Here is a 19,555-nt window from a genome sequence, read left to right as displayed (position 1 = left end):
CATGATCGACCTGACCGGTAAGCGCGCCGTCGTGACCGGGGCGGCGTCCGGGATCGGCCGCGCCACCGCCGGGCTGCTCGCCGAGCTCGGCGCGTCCGTCGTGCTGGCGGACGTGGACGCCGAGGCGGGGGAGGAGGCCGCCAAGGCCATCCCGAACGCGCTGTTCTCCCGCTGCGACGTCTCGAAGGCGGCCGACTGCGAGCGCACGATCGGCCTCGCCCGCGAAGAGTTCGGGGGCGTCGATGTGCTCTTCAACAACGCGGGGATCATCCGCCGCTCGACCGTGTGCGAGATCACCGAGGACGACTGGGACCTGGTGATGGCGGTCAACATCAAGTCGATCATGCTGATGAGCCGGTACGCGGTCCCGCTGATGGAGGCCGCGGGCGGCGGCAGCATCGTCAACACGGGGTCGGGTTGGGGCATCCGGGGCGGCGCGCAGGCCGTATCGTACTGTGCGTCGAAGGGGGCGGTCGTCAACATGACCCGCGCGATGGCGATCGACCACGGTCCGCGGAACATCCGCGTCAACTGCGTGTGTCCGGGCGACACGGCCACCGGGATGCTCGCCGACGAGGCGCGGCAGCTCGGCGCGCCGGTCGAGACGTTCTACGCCGACGCGGCCGACCGTCCGCTCGGCCGCATCGGCAGCCCGCGCGACATCGCGAGCACCGTGGCGTTCCTCGCCAGCGACGCCGCGGCGTTCGTGTCGGGGGCCGTCCTCGCGGTGGACGGCGCGGGCACGGCCTGAGCCCGCGGCCGGGCGCGCGGCGGCGGCGGGGAACGCCGCCGCGGTCGCGCGCCCGGCCGGCACGGCCGGATCCGGGCACTGGGAAGAGGGAGAACATGCCGATCGAGCGCCGCCCGCTGCGCGAGCAGATCAAGGACGAGCTGCTGGAGCGGCTCGGCCGGGGCGAGTTCGCCGCGGACGAGCCGATCAACGAGAACCGGATGGCCGCCGACCTCGGCGTCAGCCGCACCCCGCTGCGCGAGGCGCTGATCGCGCTGGAGCGCGAGGGGGTGATCCGCAGCGAGCGCGGCAAGGGCTTCCGGTTCGCGCCGCTGAGCCGCAAGGAGTTCCTCGACCTCAGCACGATCGTGCGGGAGATGGAGTCCCTGGCGCTGCGGCTGACCGACCCGGCGTTCCTGGTGTCGATCGCGCCGCGGCTGCTGGCCGAGGCGCGCGGGTTCCCCGACCAGCGCGCCGCCTACGCCGTCCTGGAGCGCTACGACGACGAGTGGCACGAGCTGCTGACCTCCGGCTGCCCGAACGAGCGGCTGCTGGACATGATCGGCTCACTGAAGCTCACCATGCACCGCTACGAGCGGGTCGTGGTCGGGGACCAGGACGTCCTGGAGCGCTCGGCCGCCGAGCACGAGCGGATCGCCGAGTGCCTGCTCGAAGGGGACGTCGAGGGCGCGATCGCCGCGCTCAAGACGAACTGGGCGAGCGGCTCGGAGCGCATCATGGAGCGGTTCGACCTCGACCGCCGCCCCGCCGCCGCTGCCGAGCCGTCCCCGTCCTGACCCGCCGCCGGACGCGCGCACCTCACCGCGTCTCACCGCGCGGTGAGTGCGCGGTGAGGGGTCGGTGAGCGCGCCCCGGCACCGTCTCCTCATCGCCGGAACGCACCGGGTTCCGGCCGGGAACGAGGAGCATCAGATGGGCACGCTGAACGGCAGGACGGCACTGGTCACGGGCGGCTCGCGCGGGATCGGCCGGGCGGTGGCGCTGCGGCTGGCGGCCGACGGCGCGTTCGTGGCCGTCCACTACGGGTCGGACGCGGACGCGGCCAAGCGGACGGTCGCCGACATCGAGCGCGCGGGCGGACGTGCCGTCGCGATCCGGGCACGCTTCGGCGAGGACGACGCCGTGGACCGGCTGTTCGAGGCGCTGATCCCCGAGCTGGACGGCCGCGGCCTGGACGTTCTCGTCAACAACGCGGGCATCGCCTCGGCCAGCCCGGCCGCCGCCCTCACGCCCGGCGAGTTCGACCGCCTGATGAAGGTGAACGTCGCCGCGCCGTTCTTCGTCATCCAGCGCGCGCTGCCGCTGCTCAACGACGGCGGGCGGATCGTCAACATGGGGTCGGTCGCGAGCCGGATGGCCGTGGCCGTCCAGATCGGCTACACCGTGACCAAGGCCGCCCTGGAGGCGCTCGCCCCGACCCTCGCCAACGAGCTCGGCCGGCGCGGCATCACCGTCAACACGGTCGCGCCCGGCGCGGTCCGCACCGACATGACCGCCGGGTACACCGGCATCCCCGAGGCCGTCGCCGCGCTGGAGTCGGTCACCGCGCTCGGCCGCCTCGGCGAGCCCGAGGACGTCGCGGACGTGGTCGGCTTCCTCGCCGGCCCGGACGCCCGCCACGTCACCGGCCAGACCCTCGACGTCTCCGGCGGCACCTGGCTCGGCCCGATCTCCCCGTCCTGACCGTCCGGCCGGATCGCCCGCGCCGCGCCGCGCCGCTGCCGGGGCGGCGGGCCGGGCGGCGGGCGCTTCCCCGGCCTGACCTCCGTCGCTCCCGAGCCGCGCCGGCGCGAGTCGAGCACGTTCCACGGCCTCTCCGAACTGGTCGTGCGCCGGAACCCCCCAGCGGAGCGGGGCGTCGTCCGCATAGCCGGGAAGGGGTTTCGGGACGCGCCAGCGGCTCCTCCCGAGGTTGTCGCGAGAATTCCTCACGTTTTTCTTCTCCGTCCGAGCCGTGTTCTGGAGATGACGTAATCACCGGTATCTCCGACCGAAACATATTGCGGACAGGTCGTGTGATCATGTGAATTGGTACGTTCCATTCGGCCCGGGCCAGGGCGGGGACGGCCTTGACCCGATCTGTCAGCCACGCCCGCCGTCCTAAAAGAACGTCCGATAGAGCCGAATGACTCGGGCCAGAACTCGCGGCCCGGCGGCGTTGTCAATTCTTGATCTTTTGCCGCCGGAGGGCGGCACTAAGCTGGCCCGCGTTTTCGTTCGTCCGCCCTGCCCGGCACGTCCCTCGTGTGCCCGCGGCGACGGCGTTCCCCCAGCTTGGAGCATAAATGCGGTTCCCTCGCGCACTTTCGGCCGTGCTCGCCGCGGCCCTTGCGCTGTCCGCCTGCGGCGGTTCCGGCGACAAGAAGTCCAGCGGCCCGAACGGCCTGGAGAAGACCGACCTCAAGGTCGGGATCATCCCGATCGCGGACGCCGCCGCCGTGCCCATCGCGGTGAACAAGGGCTACTTCAAGGCCGAGGGCCTGAACGTGAAGATGGAGCCGATCCAGGGTGGCGCGGTCGGCAACCAGCGGCTGATGGCGGGCTCGCTCGACATCACGATGACCAACTACGTCTCGGCCTTCCTCGCCCGCGAGAAGGGCACGATGATCAAGATCGTGGCCGACGCCGCCGAGGCCCGGCCCGACCTGTTCCCGCTGGTGGTCACCAAGGACTCGCCGATCAAGTCGGTGGCCGACCTCAAGGGCAAGAAGATCGCGGTCAACACGCTGCGCAACGTCGGCGAGCTGGCCGTCGTGTCCACCCTGAAGCTCAACGACGTGGACGCCAAGGACGTCCACTTCGTCGAGTACGGCTTCCCGGAGATGGCGGGCGCGCTCCAGAAGGGCGCGGTGGACGCGGCCTGGATCACCGAGCCGTTCCTGACCAGCGGGCGCGCCAAGTTCGGGCTGCGCACCATCGCCGACACCATGACCGGCGCGACCGCCAACCTCCCGATGGCGGGCTGGGGCGTCACCGAGAAGTTCGCCAAGCAGAACCCGCACACGATCGCGGCGTTCCAGCGCGCGATCGCCAAGGCGCAGCAGCTCGCCGCGTCCAACCGGCCCGAGCTGAACCAGACCATCACCGGCTACGCCAAGATCGACCCGCAGCTCGTGAAGATCATCACGCTGCCCGGCTACCCGATCACCCTCAACCCGGCCCGGATCCAGCGGGTGCCCGACCTGATGGCCCGGTTCGGCTACCTCAAGCAGTCCACGGACGCCAAGTCGGCGCTCGCGACCACGTCCGGATGAGCCCGACCCCCGCGCCCACCGCCGCCGCCCCGGCCGCCGCCGCGCCCCGCGCGCGGCGCGCCCCGGGGACGGCGGCGCGCCGCCGCCGGAGCCCCGACCTGCTGCGGGGCGCGGCCGGCGTGCTGGTCTTCGTCGTCCTGTGGGAGCTCGCCGGACGCGCCGGCCTCCTGGACCGCAAGGTGGTCCCGCTGGCGTCGGCCACTTTGGAACGTGCCGCGCGGCTGGCGGGCGACGGGGAGTTCCTCGGCGACGTCGGCACGACGCTCACCGCCTGGGCGCTCGGCATGCTGCTCACGCTCGCGATCGCCGTCCCGGCCGGGCTGCTGATCGGCTCGGTGCCCGCCGTGCGGATCGCCACCCGCCCGTTCGTGGAGTTCCTGCGCCCGATCCCGTCGGTCGCGGTCATCCCGCTCGCGATGATGATCTTCCCGGCCACGCTGCACCTGAAGCTGGCGGTCATCGCCTACGGCGCGACCTGGCCGATCCTCGTCAACACCGTCTACGGCCTGCGCGAGGTGGACCCGGTCGCCGTGCAGACGCTGCGCGCGTTCGGTTTCGGACGCCTCGCCGTGCTGTTCCGGGTGGCGCTGCCGACCGTCGCGCCGTTCGTCGCCACCGGAACGCGGGTCGCGTCCGGCGTCGCGCTGATCCTCGCGATCAGCGTCGAGCTGGTGAACGGCGGCACCTCCGGCGTCGGCGTCTACCTGATCGAGGCCGGGGGCAGCGCGGACGGCCTGGAGATGATCGTCGCGGCGTCCGTCTGGGCGGGCCTGTTCGGGCTGCTGTTCGACGTGCTGTTCACCCGCGCGGAGCACCACCTGTTCCGCTGGCGAAGGGCGGCCGCATGACGCCGACGAAGGGTGGCCGCGTGACGTCGGCGAAAGGGGGACGCGTGGGGCCTAGCAGATTCGTGCGCGGGCTCGTGTGGGTGCTGCTGCGAGTCGTGCCCGTCCCGCTGGCGGTCTGCCTATGGGAGGTGCTCGCGCGGCGCGCGGAGAACATCAGCTTCCCGCCGCCGACGCAGATCGCGCACTCGATGCGGCTGATGTGGCTGGGCGGGCCGGCGTCCCACCTGTGGCTCGGGCCGGGCGCGCTCGACAACGTGCCGGGCAGCCTGGAGCGGCTGCTCACCGCGTGGGTCGCGGCGGGCGTGATCGGCGTGCTGGGCGGGCTCGCGCTCGGCCGGTCGCGGCGGCTCTACGGATACGTCCGGCCGCTGATCCACTTCGGCTACGCCATCCCGCCGATCATGCTGCTGCCGTTCTTCCTCGCGCTGTTCGGCGGCGGCACCGAGATGCAGCTCGCCACGATCCTGTTCGGGATCGTCTGGCCGGTGCTGCTGAACGCCGCCGAGGGGGCCCGCTCGGTGGACGCGGCGAAGCTGGACATCGCGCGCGTGTTCCGGTTCTCGCCCGCGCAGCGGCTCGGCCGGGTGCTGCTGCCCTCGGCCGCCCCGAAGATCTTCGCCGGGCTGCGGGTGAGCCTCTCGCTGGCCCTGATCCTCATGGTCGTCTCGGAGATGAAGGGCAGCACCTCCGGGATCGGCTTCCAGCTGCTGGACGAGCAGCGCAACTTCGACAACCCCGGCGTCTGGGGCGGGATCGTCCTGCTCGGCGTGCTCGGCACCCTGCTGAACGCCCTGTTCGGGCTGGCCGAACGCCGCGTCCTCGCCTGGCACGACGCCTCCGGAGGAACCTCGTGACCACGCTCCCTGAAACCCCTTCCGAGCCGGACCCCGCGGCGGACGAGCCGACCAGCGCGATCTGGGAGGCCATCGGCGGCCTGTCCCGGTTCGCGGCGCTCTCCGCCTTCGCCGACCTCGGCGCGGCCGACCGGATGGACGGCCCCGTCACCGCGGCGGAGCTCGCCGACCGGTGCGCCGCCGACCCCGCCGGGGTCGCCCGCGTGCTGCGCGAGCTCGCCGGGATGCGGATCGTCGCGTCCGACGGCGAGGGCCGGTACTCGCTGACGCCGGCCGGCGAGACGCTCCGCGCGGACGCCGAGGGCTCGATGCTCGCGGCGGTCCGGATGAACTCGACGCCGGAGTTCCGGTACGCCTTCGGGAACCTCGCGCACACCCTGCGCAAGGGCCGCTCCGCGTTCATCGAGGAGTACGGCATGCTCTACGACTTCCTGGCGGCGCGTCCCGAGCGGTCCAAGCTGTTCGACGACTACATGACGGCCCGGGCCGTCCCGCACCGCCGGGCCGTCGCGACGATGTACGACTTCACCGGCGTCCGGACGCTGGTGGACGTCGGCGGCGGCAAGGGCCACTTCCTCGCCGCGGTCATGGCCGCGAACCCGCACCTGCGCGGCACGCTGTTCGAGCTGCCGCACGTCGCCGAGCACGCCCGCGCCTTCCTGCCGGACGGCGTCGAGGTCGTGTCCGGGAACTTCTTCACCGACCCGGTGCCGCCGGGCGCGGACGCGTACCTGCTGGCCAGCGTGCTGCACAACTGGTCGGACGAGGACGCGGTGCGGATCCTGCGGACCGTCCGGGCGGGCGTGCCGGACGGCGGGCGGGTGCTCGTCCTGGAGTACGCGCTGCCGGACGACGACCGCCCGCACGTCGGCCTGGACGGCGACATCCGGATGCTCGCGCTGTTCGACGCGGGGATGGAGCGCACGCACGCCGAGTACGCCCGCCTGTTCGAGGCGGCGGACCTGCGGCTGGCGTCCGCGCTGGAGCTCCCGGCGGGCACGACCCTGATGGAGGCCCGCCCGGCCCGATGACCGGGCCGGACCGGGGCGGTCGGCGGGAGTGGCCGGTTCGGGCCACGGGGGACCGCCCGGAGACCGGGTGACAAAACCCGGTCTCCGGGCGTATCAATAGGAAACCTTCTTAATTGATGCGCGGCGGGGGAGCGCTCGGACATCCTCGAGGAGGACTTCCGGAATGACCCCGCCAAGCCCGCCGGGCGCCCCGCTCCCGCGCGCCGGACTCGTCCGCGCGCTGGCCGCGCTCGCCGTCGTCGCCCTCGCCGCCGCCCTGGCCGTCGTGCTCCGCCCCGGCGCGGCGCGGGCCGACGTCACCCGCAACTGGTACGGCGCCGCGCCCTACGTGATGCCGCTGGACAACGACGCGCCCGACCTGTCCCAGGTCATGGCGGCGACGTCGCAGAAGACGTTCGAGCTGGCCTTCATCCTCGCCTCGGGCGGCTCGTGCTCGCCCGCGTGGGACGGCACCGCGCCCGTCTCGTCCGACACGGCCGTCGGCGCCGTGGTGAACAGGATCCGGTCGGCCGGGGGAGACGTCTCGGTGTCGGCCGGCGGCTACAACGGGACGAAGCTGGGCGAGGTCTGCTCGGACGCCGCGTCCACGGCCGCCGCCTACCAGCAGGTCATCACCAAGTACGCGCTCAAGGCGATCGACTTCGACCTGGAGGAGCCCGAGTACGAGAACAGCGCGGCGATCTCCAGGGAGCTCGGCGCGGCGCAGATCCTCCAGCGCAACAACCCCGGCCTCTACGTCTCGGTGACCACGGCCGGGACGGCGCAGGGCACCGGCTGGTTCGGGACGCAGCTGCTGAACACCGCCAAGGGGCTCGGCTTCACCCCCGACAACTACTCGATCATGCCGTTCGACGGCGGGTTCAACGGGTCGTCCGCGCAGATCTCGGCGCTGGAGAACCTGCACTCGCTGCTGATGAGCACCTTCGGCTGGGACAGCGCCACCGCCTACCAGCACGAGGGCTTCTCCGGGATGAACGGCCGCTCGGACTCGGGCGAGTACTTCTACCAGTCCGACTTCCAGGCCGTCCTGGACTACGCGACGAGCCACCACCTCAGCCGCTTCACGTTCTGGTCGGTCAACCGCGACCGCCAGTGCAACCCGCCCGACAACAACGGACGGACGTCCGGGACGTGCAGCAGCGTCCCGCAGGGCGCCTGGGACTTCACCAAGTTCACCGCCGCCTTCGCGGGCGCGACGCCGCCCACGACCCCGCCCACGACGCCGCCGACCACCCCGCCGCCCGGCACCTGCACGGCGCCGCCCTGGAGCGCGACCACCGCCTACAACGGCGGCGCGGTCGTGAGCTACCAGAGCCACAGCTGGAAGGCCAAGTGGTGGACCTACGGCGACACCCCCGGCGGCCAGGTCGGGGTCTGGGCCGACCAGGGAGCCTGCTGACCCGACCGGAAAGCCCGTCGACCCGACCGGAAAGCCTGTCGACCCGACCGGGGAGCCTGCTGACCCGATGAGGCGGGCCCGGCGTCCAAAACGCCGGGCCCGCCTTCGCTCAGCCTTCGCGCGCCTCGCGCTCGATCCGCCCGAACTGCGCGCCCATCGCCTCGGCCAGCGCGTTCGCCCCGGACAGCGGGCGCACCATGACGGTGAGGTCGTCGATCCGGCCGTCCTCGTCGAGGTGGACGAAATCGCAGCCGTGCACCTCGCGCCCGTTCACCGTGGCCCGGAAGACGAACGCGTGGTCGCGCCCGCCGGGCTCGGAGATCTCCCGGACGTACCGGAAGTCCTCGAACACCCGCAACGCCCCGCGCAGGATCGCCGCCGTGATCGGCCTGCCGGTGTAGGGCCGGTGCGCGACCGGGCTGGTGAACACCACGTCGTCGGCGAGCAGCGCCTCCAGCGCCGCGGAGTCTCGCGCCTCGACCGCCTTCCGGAACGGATGCACGCCCTCACCCCTATTCAACGAATTGACTATGCCCGCAGGGTAGCACGCGCACCTAATCAACAAATTGAGTACATGTCCGTATGCGGACGCCTCGGGGAACGTGCCGGCTCCGAACGGGAGGTGGAAGCGGCGTCCGGCGGGGCCGCCGCCCGACTCGCCGGAGAAAGTCGCGGTCGCCGCACACGCCGCCTGTCCAGGACGGCACCGGGGGCGACGGAACGGGTGGTGCGAGCCGCGGAGACCGCCCGCGAACGGGGTGGCGCCCCGCCCTGCCGCGACTGGCCCCCGACCCCTCGTTTCGATCACGATGGCTGCGGTGCGGGGACGCCTGCGCGAGCGGATCACCCGGTCACGACGACGGCGAGCTCGGCCGTGAACACCGAGCCGCGCTCGACCCGCAGCGCGTCGGTCCAGACGTCGCTGTACCGCGCGTTCGCGGGCGAAGGGCTCCAGATCTCGTCCGCCGCCGACGTGGGCGGACGGGGCCGGACGCGGCGGAACGACATCACGATGCCGTCGATCCCGCTGCTCACGAACGGGCGGGCGGCGAGGCCGGTCTTGAATTCGGCCCAGGCGAGCCCGCAGCAGCCGCCCAGGTTCACGTTGAGGGAGAAGGTCCCGAGCTCGACGCCGCCGCTCCGCACCGGGACGGACCGGACGGCCTCGGTCCGCCCGCGCTTGTCCCGGCAGTTCGCGTGGATCGCGTCGGTGCCGTCCGGCAAGAACGTGCGGGGGTCCAGATGGTCCGGGACGTCCACCGCCACGGGCGGGATCTCCACGCGGACCGTGCGCGCGCCGGGTTCGCGTCGCGGGTTCGGGCCGGGCGTCCACACCAGGGTCGGCGGGTTGACGGTCAGCGGGCTCGCCGGGACCAACCAGATCCGCGGCCGCGACGTCCCGTCGGCGTTCGCACCGGCCACCGGACGGGACCGTCCGGATCTCGCTCCCGCGTCGCGAAGCTCGGCGGAACGCTCGGGGCGGGGCTCGGCAGGACGCTCGGGGCGGGGCTCGGCGGAGCGTGCCGCGCGGCGCTGCTCGACGCACGCCTTGCGCAGGCCCTCCCAGTACGCCGTGTCGCGAGGCCGGTATCCGGATTCCGGCGCGACCGGTGATCCGGGCTGTGGGCGGCCGTTGCGCGCCGCCGTCCCTTCGAGCACCTCGACGACCACCGCGAACGTCCTCGGGTCGCTCGGGACGGTCAGGCCCTTGAACCAGTTCTGGAGCGTCGCTACGCCGAGGGCCGTGCCGGGCGCCCTGCGCCGCACCGCGCCGATGATCTGCCGAAGCGACGGGTCGCCCGCGGCACGGCGCAGGCGGCCGAGGTCGGCGGCCAGCCGTTCGATCGCCTCCATGCCACCACACCACGTAATGAAGGGATATCAGAGGGCTACGAACACCCAGGCTACCGCCGCCGCACGAACCCGGCCCCTGCGTTCGCCGGAACGCTCGCGGCCCGCCCCGCCGAACAGTCGCCGAACGCGTTCCATCCCCCTGCGACCTGCGCGGACGCTGTTCGGCCGAACGTTCCCGGGTCGCCGGACGGCGCGCCGCCGGTGCCTACTCGGATCGTCGGCCCCTCGCGGGGCTCATCCGATCGAGGAGAACGAACGCATGAAGCATCTTCTGGTGGTCGCGGCGGCGACCGTCACTCTCGTCCCCACATCAGTGTCGTCCGCCCGGGCGTCCGCGCCGTCCGCCGCCCCGGCGCACGCATCCGCAGCGTCTGCGCAGACCGCGCGGACCGCGCAGACCGCGCGGACCGCGCAGACCGCGCGGACCGCGCGGACCGCGCGGACCGGGCAGACCGCGTCGTCCGGGGTGGGCGGGCGGGGCGTCGTTGCGTCGGGGCCTGCCCGGGCGGACGGGGCGGTCGCCGACGACTACCCGTACCGCGACGGGTCCTGGCACGAGAGCGACCCGTGGAGCTTCTACAAGCGCGAGTGCGTGTCGTTCGTCGCGTGGCGGCTCAACCAGCGCCATGGCGTGCCGTTCACGAACCACTACAAGGGCGCGCACTGGGGCAACGCCGCCACCTGGCCGGCCGCGGCCCGCGCCACCGGCGTGCCCGTGGACCACGCGGCGAAGGCGGGCGCGGTCGCGCAGTGGACGACCGGACGGTTCGGCCACGTCGCCTACGTCGCCCGCGTGGACGGCGGCAACGTGACCCTGGAGGAGTACAACCACACGGGAACGCACCGCTACGACACCCGGACGATCCCGTCCGGCCAGGTGGAGAACTACATCCACATCGCGAACTGAACACCGCCGGCGCATCCCCGCGCCGAGCGGTCCAGGACCGCTCGCCCGGCCCCGGCTCCGGGCCGATCGCTTCCCCCTCCCCGCGGTCGGCCCGGCTTCTCGCACCTGGACGCTTCCCGCGGTGGCCCGAAGAGGTCAGCGCGGGGCGGCCGGTGGAGGTGGGCGACGACACTGGGATCACGCCTCAGCCGGCCCGCCCTGGAGGACGCCTTGGAGCTCCAGCAGCTTCGCTACGCCGTCGCCCTGGCGGACCACCGTTCGGCGCCCCGCGCCGCCGCGTCCCTCAAGGTCGCGCAGGGCGCGCTGGTGCGGCAGCTCCGGCGGCTGGAGGACGAGCTCGGCGCCGTCCTCTTCCAGCGCGGCATCGAGCCGGTCGGCCTGACCCCGGCGGGCGAGGAGTTCGTCGCGATGGCGCGCCACGCGGTCCGCGCGGCCGACGAGGCGGCGGCGAAGGCCGCCGCCTTCGCAGGCGCGCCCCGAGGACGCCTGGCGATCGGGAGCTATCCCGAACCACCGCGTCCGCGCGTGCCGGAACTGCTCGCCGAGTTCTCCAAGCGCTTTCCCGAGGCCGAGGTGTCGTTGCGCGAGGAGGCGAGCGATCCGCTGGTCCGGCTCGTCCGGCGGGGTGAGCTCGACGTGGCGATCGTCGGCACGGCGTCCGGCCAGGTGCTGGAGGACGTCGATCATTTCGAGACGTTCCGCGACGACGTGGCCGCGGTCGTCTCGCTCACGCATCCGCTCGCGGCGCGTTACGGCGTCCGCCTCGCGGATCTCGTGCCGGAGACGTTCATCGACGGGACGCCCGCCACCGGCCTCCGCGCGGTGACCGACGAGGCGTTCCGCGTCCTCGGGACGGAGCGGGCCGTCAGGTACGAGGCGAGCGACGCGGCCACCGTGGCGCGGCTCGCGGGGCTCGGCCTGGGGGTCGGCCTGCTGCCGCGGACGGCGGCGGAGCGCGAGCTGAGGGCGGGCGCGCGCTGCCGGGTCGTCCCGATCGAGAACGCGCCCGTCCACTGCACGTGCCTCGTCTACCGCTCCGGGAGCCTCACCCCGCCCGGGCGGGCGTTCCTCGCGCTCGCGAGCCGGTACGCGCTCGGCTGAGCCCGGCTTACGGCGGTCGCGGGCCGGTACGCCCTCGGCTGAGCCCGGCTTACGGCGGTCGCGGGCCGGTACGCGCTCGGCTGAGGCCCGCTTCCGGTGGTCGCGGGCGTCACCGGGTGGCCGCCGTCCGTTCATGCCGCCGTTGCCGCGCTGACCTGGGAGAACAGCACCGGCCCTGCCATGATCGTTTCCGTTTTGTCATGGAAAGAGCAGTTGGAGGTTCGGTGACCACGCTGGACAGGCGGCGGTTCATGCAGCTGATGGGCGCGGGGACGGCCGCGGCCGGGCTGACGGCGTTCCCGCCCGCGGTGACCAGGGCGCTGGCGATGCCCGCGCTCGGCCGCACCGGGACCATCAGGGACGTCGAGCACGTGGTCATCCTGATGCAGGAGAACCGCAGCTTCGACCACTACTTCGGCACCATGCGCGGCGTGCGCGGCTTCGGCGACCCGCGGCCGCACCTGCTGCCGAACGGCAAGCCGGTCTGGCACCAGCCGGCCGCGAAGGTCCGCACGGGCAACTACCACTCGCGCGGGCTGGCCGACAGCGCCGTCGAGGTGCTGCCCTGGTACGTGGACCCGCAGGAGCACACCGAGGCCATCCCCGGCACCAACCACGGCTGGAGCAGCGGCCACCTCGCCTGGAACGAGGGCCGCTACGACGAGTGGGTGAACCAGAAGCAGGACGTCCTCACCATGGGGCACGTCCGGCGGCAGGACATCCAGTACCACTGGGCCCTCGCCGAGGCGTTCACCGTGTGCGACGCCTACTTCTGCTCGGTCCACGCCGACACCGCGCCCAACCGGATCTACCTGTGGACGGGCACGATCGACGCCCAGAACCGCCTCGGCGCCAAGCCGAACGGCCCCGGCCTGTGGGAGCGGAACGGCACCAACGGCTACACCTGGACGACCTACCCCGAGCGCCTGGAGAAGGCGGGGGTGAGCTGGAAGCTGTACCAGGGCGGCACCGGCATCCCCGGCGACGCCACCGACAACTTCACCGACAACTCGCTGGAGTTCTTCCGCAACTACCAGCGGCAGGAGGGCGCGTCCGGCCCGCTGCCGGACAAGGGCGCCTCGACCCACACGCTGATCGAGTTCGCGGACGACGTGAAGGAGGGCCGCCTCCCGCAGGTCTCCTGGATCGTCCCGCCGTCGATGTACTCCGAGCACCCGGCCTCGACGTCCACGAACGGCGCCTACTACCTGAACAAGGTGCTGGAGGCCCTCACCGCCAACCCCGAGGTGTGGGGCCGGACGGTCTTCCTCATCAACTACGACGAGAACGACGGGCTGTTCGACCACGTCGTCCCGCCGATGCCGCCGTCCGCGAGCGCGCCGGACTCCGGCGGCGTGCTGTCCCGGTCGCTCACCGCGCACCTGGACGACGAGTTCATCGACCTCGACAAGTACCCCGGCGAGAAGGGGCCGCTCGTGCCCGGCGCCGATCCGGGCGGCAAGCAGCCGATCGGGCTCGGACCGCGCGTGCCGATGCTGGTCGTGTCGCCCTGGTCGCGCGGCGGCTGGGTGTGCTCCGAGACCTTCGACCACACCTCCGTCCTGCGCTTCCTGGAGAAGCGGTTCGGCATCGCCGAGCCGAACATCAGCCCGTGGCGGCGGGCCGTCTGCGGCGACCTGACCTCGGCGTTCGACTTCCGCAAGGGCGTGGACCCGCGGCCGGTGACCTTCCCGGTGCCGCCGCCGCCCGCGTCCAAGGGCAAGCCGTACCAGGTGTCCAGCCCGCAGGCGATGCCGGAGCAGGAGAAGGGCGTCCGTCCGGCGCGTCCGCTGCCCTACGACCTGGTGGTCAACGAGGTGCCCGGCAGGGACGGCCGGTTCACGCTGGAGTTCGACAACCGCGGCAAGGCCGGCGCGGCGTTCTACGTGTACGACCGGCTCGCCCCGTCGTCCGCGCCGCGCCGCTACGCGGTGTCCGCGCGGGACGCCGTCTCCGACTACTGGACGGTCGGCGAGTCCTACCACCTGGCCTACTACGGTCCGAACGGCTCGCTGTGCGAGTTCGCCGGGGACTCCGGCAACCGCCTGGTGTCCGAGTTCTCCCACGACGGGCACGGCCGCGTCATGGTCCGGGTCCGCAACAACGGCCGCACCCCGGTCGAGATCACGGCCGCCGACGCCTACGACCGCGCCCGCGAGACCAGGAAGCACAGGCTGCACCCGCACGCCACGCACGTCTTCCACTGGAACGTCGCGGACTCCCGGGGCTGGTACGACGTCAGCCTGAAGGCGGGCGGCTACCTCCGCCGGTACGCGGGTCACCTGGAGAACGGGCGTCCCGCCACCAGCGACCCCGGCCCGGCCGTCCGCTGACCGCCGCTGCCGACGCGGGCGGTGCGGACGCTGCGAGCGTCCGCACCGGTCGCTACCGGTTCGCGGTCAGAGTGACGGCCACCGGGAGGTGGTCGGAGTAGGGGACGGCGAGCTTCGTGGCGTCGCGAGCGCCGAAGCCCGGCGTCGTCAGGATGTGGTCGAGCTGATCGGTCGGGTTCGGCCTGGCCGGATAGGTCCTGAACGGCCGGACGGAAGCGAAGGCGTCGTTCAGGCCCGCGCCCTGGAGGACCTGGAAGGCGCGATCGCCGGGCTGCATGTTCAGGTCGCCGCCGAGGACGACCGGGACGCCGCGCGACGCGACCGACCGCGCGAGCTGCGCGAGCTGGGCCGCCTGGCCGAGGTCGGTCCAGCCGTCCGGCGGCTGGGTGTGCGTGGCGATGAAGACGACCGTCCGCCCGCGCCACCGGACGCCCACTTCGAGAGCCTCCGCTCCGGTGGGCCCGCCCGGCACCAGCACGTGGTTGCGGACGGACACGACCGGCAGGTTCGTCAGCAGCGCGTCGCCCCACACCTCGTCCCCGGCGGGCGCCCAGAGCGGCTTCAGGCCGAGCCGGTCGGACACCAGCCGGAGCTGGTCGCGGCCGCCGTTCAGGAACCAGCCGCGATCGACCTCGCTCAGCAGGACGACGTGCGGGCGCAGCGAGCGCAGCGCCTCGGCCTGCTTGCCGGCGGTCATCGTGCCGTTCATGCCGAAACCCATGCGCAGGTTGTAGGCGGCGACGCGCAGACCGTCGCCCGGTGCGGGCGTCCAGGACGGCGCGCCGGGCCACGAAGCCGTGAGCGAGACCAGAAGCGCCGACACCGCCGCGGCGGCGAGCACGATCCACTGCCGTCCTTCCTCGGGACGGTCCGTCCGGACGAACGAGATCGCCGCGACGGCGACGGCCGCCGCCACCGGGACCCAGCGGTTCGGGACACCGAGGTCGTAAGCCGAGTAGTACGCGAAGAAGAGCACGACGAAGACCAGGAAGCCGGTCGCGGTGGCCAGCCCGCGCCGGGTGGGCCGGTCGGGCGCGGACGAGCGGGCGGCCCAGCCGAGGCATCCGGCGAGCGCGAGCTGGCCCGCGACCTGCGCGACGAGCGTCCAGGCAGGGGAGACGCCGTGGACGCCGTCCACCGTCGCGCGGCCGAGGGCGAACCCGAACGCCGACAGGACGAGCACGACGGCGGGGACGACCGGATGCCGGGTCCAGAACGCGGGCCGTTCGGCGACCGCGACCGACAGCACCGCGCCCGTCGCGACGACGGCGGCGGCCCAGACCGCGCCGTGCGCGCTGGCCTGCGCGTGCGACGTACTGCCGGTGTAGAGCCCCCACAACAGAAGCGCCGGCCCGAGCACCCACCAAACCCGCCCGCCCCGAGCCCCCTCCCCATCGAACCCGCGCCCGCCCTGCTCGGACACGTGGATGCGGAGGGGCTTGGCGAAGAGCGTCGTTGCGAAGGCGGCCAGCTCGGCGAGTAGGACGAGCCACGGCCAGGCGCCGTCCCGCCAGACCAGGTCGATGCCGCCGAGCGCCGCGTGCAGGACGCCGGAGACGGCCAGACCCGCGACGAAGCCGTGCGCGACCGGGCGCGCGTCCCGCGCCTTCGCGGCGGTGGCGACGAGCCAGCAGAGCCCGGCGAGCAGTCCGACGCTGGAGAGGGCGGCCTGCGCGGTGCCGCCGTCCGTGAACTGGAGCGCGGCGCGGGACGCCAGCAGCGCGACGGCCGCGCCGGTGCCGATCCGCGCGAAGGGCGCGGCGGCGAACGCGGCGAGGAACCACACCAGCGCGTACAGCCCGATCAGCTCGGCCGGGGTGCTCCCCGCGTCGCCGACCACCGTGATCAGGGAGGGCAGGAAGACCCGGACGACGTCCAGGAGGACGACGACGCCCGCCACGACGTCGGGACGCACTCGCACCACGCACCTCCGGGGACCGGCGAATGCGAGAGAGTTTCACGTATGCGGCCGGGGCCGCGCAAGAGTCCGGACGCCGATTTCGGTCAGGACGGATCGGGCCTCAAGAACGCCCCGGCTCGCGCGGCGAGGACGGCCGTCCTCGCCGCCTGCTCCGGAAGGTCCGGGTCGGCGGGCGCTCGGAGCAGCACGAGGTGGTGGTAGATCGGCGCGGTCGCCGCGAGGAGCAGCGCCCGGGCGTCGGTGCCCGCGGGGATCTCGCCGCGCTCGACGGCCCGCGCGACGATGGCCTCGCAGCGCGCGTAGCGGTCCTCCCAGAGGTGCTGGACGCCCCGCGCCGCCTCCTCCGACCGGAACGACGCGGCGATCAGCGCGGGCACCAGCGGAAGCTGCGCGGTCAGCGACGACTGGCTCTCGTGGTTCAGCGCCGCCAGGTCGCCCTGGAGGGAACCGGTGTCGGCGGGCTGCCAGTCGTCGGCGCTCGCCGCGTCGAACACGTCCGCGAGGAGTCCGCCGAGGTCGCGCCAGCGGCGGTAGACCGTCGCGCGGTGCACCCCCGCGCGAGCGGCGACCGCGTCCATGCTGAGCGCGTCGTACCCGCGCTCGGCGAGCTCCGCCTGGACGGCTTCGAGCACCTGCTTGCGGACGCGCTCGGTACGCCCGCCCGGCCGCCGCCGGCGCTCGTCCGCCACACCGCCGGAAACCTCGCCCGAAGCCGGGCTGGAAGCCTCGACGGAAGGCCCGCCGGACGGCTCGTCGGCGGTCATCGCGAGGCGCTCGGCCGGCGCGGGAACGATGTCATGACCCCATGTTATTGCATCACTTGTCGCATTAAAGGTCGGGCGGGGATTCGAACCGGGCGGAGCCTGCTGGGCGGCCGTCACAGCGAGGGGGCGCGGTGGGTGACGCGGCCGTCCGTCACCGTGAGGACGACCGGCAGCTCGGCGAGGTCGGTGTCGGGGACGGTGAGCGGGTTCTCGGCGAAGACGGTCAGGTCGGCGCGGAAGCCGACGCCGAGCCGTCCGGCCCGGTCCTCCTCACCGGCGATCCAGGCGGGGGTGAGCGTGTAGCCCTGGAGGGCCTGGAGCGGAGTGAGCGCCTGGGCCGGCCCGTTCGGAGGCTGCGACAGGTCGCCGCTCGGGCGGCGGTGGCGCGCGCCCGCCATGATCCCGGTGGGGGAGTAGGGCGCGATCGGCCAGTCCGAGCCGAGGACGACCTTCGCGCCCGCGTCCCACAGGTCGCGGCAGCGGAAGCCGTGGGACGCGCGTTCGTCGCCGAGGCGGCGCGACCAGTTGTCGGTGCGGTCGGCGCGCGTGTACTCGGTGCAGTGCGTCGGCTGCATGGACGCCGCGACGTCGAGCCCGGCGAAGCGGCGGACGGTGTCGTCCGGGACGGTCTCGATGTGCTCGACGCGGTGGCGCGGACCCGCGCCGTGCTCCGCCCGCGCCTTCTCCACGGCGTCGAGCGCGTGCCGGACGGCGGCGTCGCCGATCGCGTGCGTGGCGGTCGGGACGCCCCGCCGGTGCAGGTCCCCGATGACCCGCGTGTAAACGTCGGGGTCGGGCCAGAACGCGTGCGTGGACTCGCCGTGGCAGTCGGGACGCTCCAGCCAGGCCGTCCCGTTGTCGATGGTGCCGTCCATGAAGAGCTTCACGCCGGCGACCTTCCACAGCCCGCCGCCCGTGCCCTGGAGTTCCACCAGGCCGGCGACCGTTTCGTCGTCCGCGCCCGGCTGGCACCAGGGCGCGACGCGGAACCGCATCGTGAGGTCGCCCGCCGACTCCAGCGCGCTGTAGAGGGCGAGGCTGTCGCCGTTGGCGTCCATGGCGTGGGCGGCGGTCAGGCCCGCCGCGGCCATCTCGCGCAGGACGCCCGCGGCCCGCTCCCTGACCTGCTCGGCGGACGGACGCGGCATGACGGCCTCGACGAGCTCGCACGCCGCGTCCTCCAGGAGCAGTCCGGTCGGCCGCCCCTCGGCGTCGCACACGATCTCCGACGCCTGCGCGAAGCGGCGCGGGCCGTCGATGCCCGCGAGTTCGAGGGCGCGCGGGCTGGCCAGCATCGAGTGCGCGTCGAACATGTCGATCGCCGCCGGAATGTCGGCGAGGACGTCCCCGAGCGCCGCCGTCCCGACGGGCTGGTCGCCGAACGCGTTCGGGTCCAGTCCCCAGCCGCGGAGCCACGCGCCGGGCGCGAGCGTGCGCGCTTCCGCGGCCAGGGCCGCGCGGACGGCGTCGAGGTCGGCGCAGCCGGACAGGTCCACGCCCATCGTCCGCTCGGCTCCCGACAGCGGGTGCATGTGCCCGTCCACCAGGCCGGGCGTCACGACGGCCCCGCGCACGTCGATGACCGTCGTCGCCGGACCGGCCAGCGCGCGGATCTCCCGGTCGTCGCCGAGCGCCGTGATCCGCCCGCCGCCCGCGGCGAGCGCGGAGTGCGGCAGGAGGCCGCCGGTCAGCGGGTCGAGCAGCCGGGCGGACAGCAGGATGAGGTCGGGGTGCAAGAAGGTCTCCGTGGGGGCGTCGGGGCTGGTCGCAGGGGTCAGACCGGGGTGGACGGGGGGAGGGTGAGGCGGCCGTCCGGGAGGCCCAGCTCCCGTTCGGCCGTCGCGGCGGCCATGCGCCGGACGGATTCGGGGTGGATCTCGCGGCCGAGGTTGGCGTGCGAGGCGAGGCCGTCCATGACCACGAGGATCCGCATGGCCGTCAGGTCGGGCTCGGCCGCGCGGAACTCCCCGGCGGCGTCGCCCTCGCGGAGCAGGCCGCTCAGCCGCTCGCGCCAGAGCGACTCCTGGTGCGCGACGCGTTCGCGCAGCGTGTCGCGGTAGCGGCTGAGGTGCCGCGCGTTCAGCCACAGCCTGCTCATGCCGTCGTAGCGCGGCCCCGACGTGAGCGCGAAGAACCGCGCGAGACGGCTCACCGCATCCCGCCCCGCGGCGTCGCCGCTCCCGGTGCCGCCGGCGTCGTGGGTCGCGGCGTCGCGTGCGTCGCTGTCGCTGTCGCGGTCCTCGGTGGCGGTGGCGGGGGCGTCGGTGCCGGGGAGCGGGGCGGTCGCCGGGATCAGCTCGTCCAGCTCGCCGGACGCCGCCGCGCCGAACGCCTCGGCCACCAGGTCCTCGGTGACCGGGAAGTAGTGGCTGATCAGCCCGGGCCGGACGGCCAGCTCGTCGGCCACCCGCCGCAGCGTCACGCACTCCAGGCCCTCGGCGAGGGCGATCGCCGAGGCGGCCGCGACGATCTCGGCGCGGCGTGCCTCGGGCGACTTGCGAACGCGTTTCGGCTGTGGTCTTGACAACACGCCTCCCA

The 19,555-nt window shown here is 73.5% G+C and carries 17 protein-coding genes; 11 read left to right on the top strand and 6 right to left on the bottom strand.

Annotation, left to right across the window (positions count from 1 at the left end):
• Position 1 precedes the first annotated feature (1 nt).
• From ACFPCY_RS42085 to ACFPCY_RS42050, 8 genes are all read left to right on the top strand, one after another.
• The gene (locus tag ACFPCY_RS42085; RefSeq protein ID WP_378265349.1) at positions 2-751 is read left to right on the top strand and encodes an SDR family NAD(P)-dependent oxidoreductase; all 750 of its coding nucleotides are present in this window, start codon (positions 2-4) and stop codon (positions 749-751) included.
• A gap of 95 nt (positions 752-846) precedes the next feature.
• On the top strand, positions 847-1,527 hold the full coding sequence (locus tag ACFPCY_RS42080) for a GntR family transcriptional regulator (protein ID WP_378265347.1): 681 nt from the start codon (positions 847-849) through the stop codon (positions 1,525-1,527).
• Positions 1,528-1,663: 136 nt separating this feature from the next.
• Positions 1,664-2,434 (top strand): SDR family NAD(P)-dependent oxidoreductase, encoded by a 771-nt coding sequence (locus ACFPCY_RS42075; protein ID WP_378265344.1) that lies wholly within the window; start codon positions 1,664-1,666, stop codon positions 2,432-2,434.
• Positions 2,435-3,036: 602 nt separating this feature from the next.
• Positions 3,037-4,005: an ABC transporter substrate-binding protein gene (locus ACFPCY_RS42070; RefSeq protein ID WP_378265342.1), complete on the top strand. Its 969-nt coding sequence runs from the start codon at positions 3,037-3,039 to the stop codon at positions 4,003-4,005.
• Complete coding sequence (locus ACFPCY_RS42065; protein WP_378265340.1) at positions 4,002-4,853, top strand: ABC transporter permease; 852 nt, start codon at positions 4,002-4,004, stop codon at positions 4,851-4,853. Before ACFPCY_RS42070 ends, ACFPCY_RS42065 begins: the two co-directional genes overlap by 4 nt.
• A gap of 44 nt (positions 4,854-4,897) precedes the next feature.
• On the top strand, positions 4,898-5,707 hold the full coding sequence (locus ACFPCY_RS42060) for an ABC transporter permease (protein WP_378265338.1): 810 nt from the start codon (positions 4,898-4,900) through the stop codon (positions 5,705-5,707).
• Positions 5,704-6,738, top strand: coding sequence for a methyltransferase (locus ACFPCY_RS42055; RefSeq protein ID WP_378265336.1), 1,035 nt, complete (start codon positions 5,704-5,706; stop codon positions 6,736-6,738). Before ACFPCY_RS42060 ends, ACFPCY_RS42055 begins: the two co-directional genes overlap by 4 nt.
• Before the next feature lie 163 nt (positions 6,739-6,901).
• Positions 6,902-8,137, top strand: coding sequence for a chitinase (locus tag ACFPCY_RS42050; protein WP_378265334.1), 1,236 nt, complete (start codon positions 6,902-6,904; stop codon positions 8,135-8,137).
• Between the two features lie 109 nt (positions 8,138-8,246).
• On the opposite strand, the gene ACFPCY_RS42045 is transcribed toward ACFPCY_RS42050, so the two are convergent.
• Both ACFPCY_RS42045 and ACFPCY_RS42040 read right to left on the bottom strand, forming a co-directional pair.
• A complete protein-coding gene (locus tag ACFPCY_RS42045; protein WP_378265332.1) occupies positions 8,247-8,639 on the bottom strand; it encodes a nuclear transport factor 2 family protein in 393 nt (130 codons plus the stop codon).
• A 341-nt stretch (positions 8,640-8,980) separates the two neighbouring features.
• A complete protein-coding gene (locus tag ACFPCY_RS42040; protein ID WP_378265330.1) occupies positions 8,981-9,991 on the bottom strand; it encodes a hypothetical protein in 1,011 nt (336 codons plus the stop codon).
• A gap of 259 nt (positions 9,992-10,250) precedes the next feature.
• Here ACFPCY_RS42040 and ACFPCY_RS42035 point away from each other — a divergent pair, with 259 nt between their 5' ends.
• The 3 genes from ACFPCY_RS42035 (at position 10,251) to ACFPCY_RS42025 (ending at position 14,332) form a co-directional block, all read left to right on the top strand.
• Positions 10,251-10,898 carry a CHAP domain-containing protein gene (locus ACFPCY_RS42035; RefSeq protein ID WP_378265328.1) on the top strand — a complete coding sequence of 216 codons (648 nt, stop codon included), beginning with the start codon at positions 10,251-10,253 and terminating at the stop codon, positions 10,896-10,898.
• 210 nt (positions 10,899-11,108) lie between these two features.
• Positions 11,109-11,999: a LysR family transcriptional regulator gene (locus tag ACFPCY_RS42030; protein ID WP_378265326.1), complete on the top strand. Its 891-nt coding sequence runs from the start codon at positions 11,109-11,111 to the stop codon at positions 11,997-11,999.
• A 224-nt stretch (positions 12,000-12,223) separates the two neighbouring features.
• Positions 12,224-14,332: a phosphocholine-specific phospholipase C gene (locus ACFPCY_RS42025; RefSeq protein ID WP_378265324.1), complete on the top strand. Its 2,109-nt coding sequence runs from the start codon at positions 12,224-12,226 to the stop codon at positions 14,330-14,332.
• Positions 14,333-14,384: 52 nt separating this feature from the next.
• Here ACFPCY_RS42025 and ACFPCY_RS42020 read toward each other — a convergent pair whose 3' ends face one another.
• The 4 genes from ACFPCY_RS42020 to ACFPCY_RS42005 form a co-directional block, all read right to left on the bottom strand.
• Entirely contained in the window at positions 14,385-16,253 is a 1,869-nt protein-coding gene (locus tag ACFPCY_RS42020) for an endonuclease/exonuclease/phosphatase family protein (RefSeq protein WP_378265322.1), read from the bottom strand.
• An 83-nt stretch (positions 16,254-16,336) separates the two neighbouring features.
• Positions 16,337-17,017 carry a TetR/AcrR family transcriptional regulator gene (locus tag ACFPCY_RS42015; protein ID WP_378265320.1) on the bottom strand — a complete coding sequence of 227 codons (681 nt, stop codon included), beginning with the start codon at positions 17,015-17,017 and terminating at the stop codon, positions 16,337-16,339.
• Between the two features lie 113 nt (positions 17,018-17,130).
• A complete protein-coding gene (locus ACFPCY_RS42010) occupies positions 17,131-18,753 on the bottom strand; it encodes an amidohydrolase (RefSeq protein ID WP_378265318.1) in 1,623 nt (540 codons plus the stop codon).
• A gap of 38 nt (positions 18,754-18,791) precedes the next feature.
• Positions 18,792-19,547, bottom strand: a complete 756-nt coding sequence (locus ACFPCY_RS42005; RefSeq protein ID WP_378265316.1) for a TetR family transcriptional regulator C-terminal domain-containing protein — start codon at positions 19,545-19,547, stop codon at positions 18,792-18,794.
• Between the last annotated feature and the right edge of the window lie 8 nt (positions 19,548-19,555).

The sequence above is a fragment of the Actinomadura gamaensis genome (assembly GCF_042652125.1).
Taxonomy (GTDB): domain Bacteria; phylum Actinomycetota; class Actinomycetes; order Streptosporangiales; family Streptosporangiaceae; genus Spirillospora; species Spirillospora gamaensis.
This window is presented reverse-complemented; position numbering and strand designations above follow the sequence as displayed.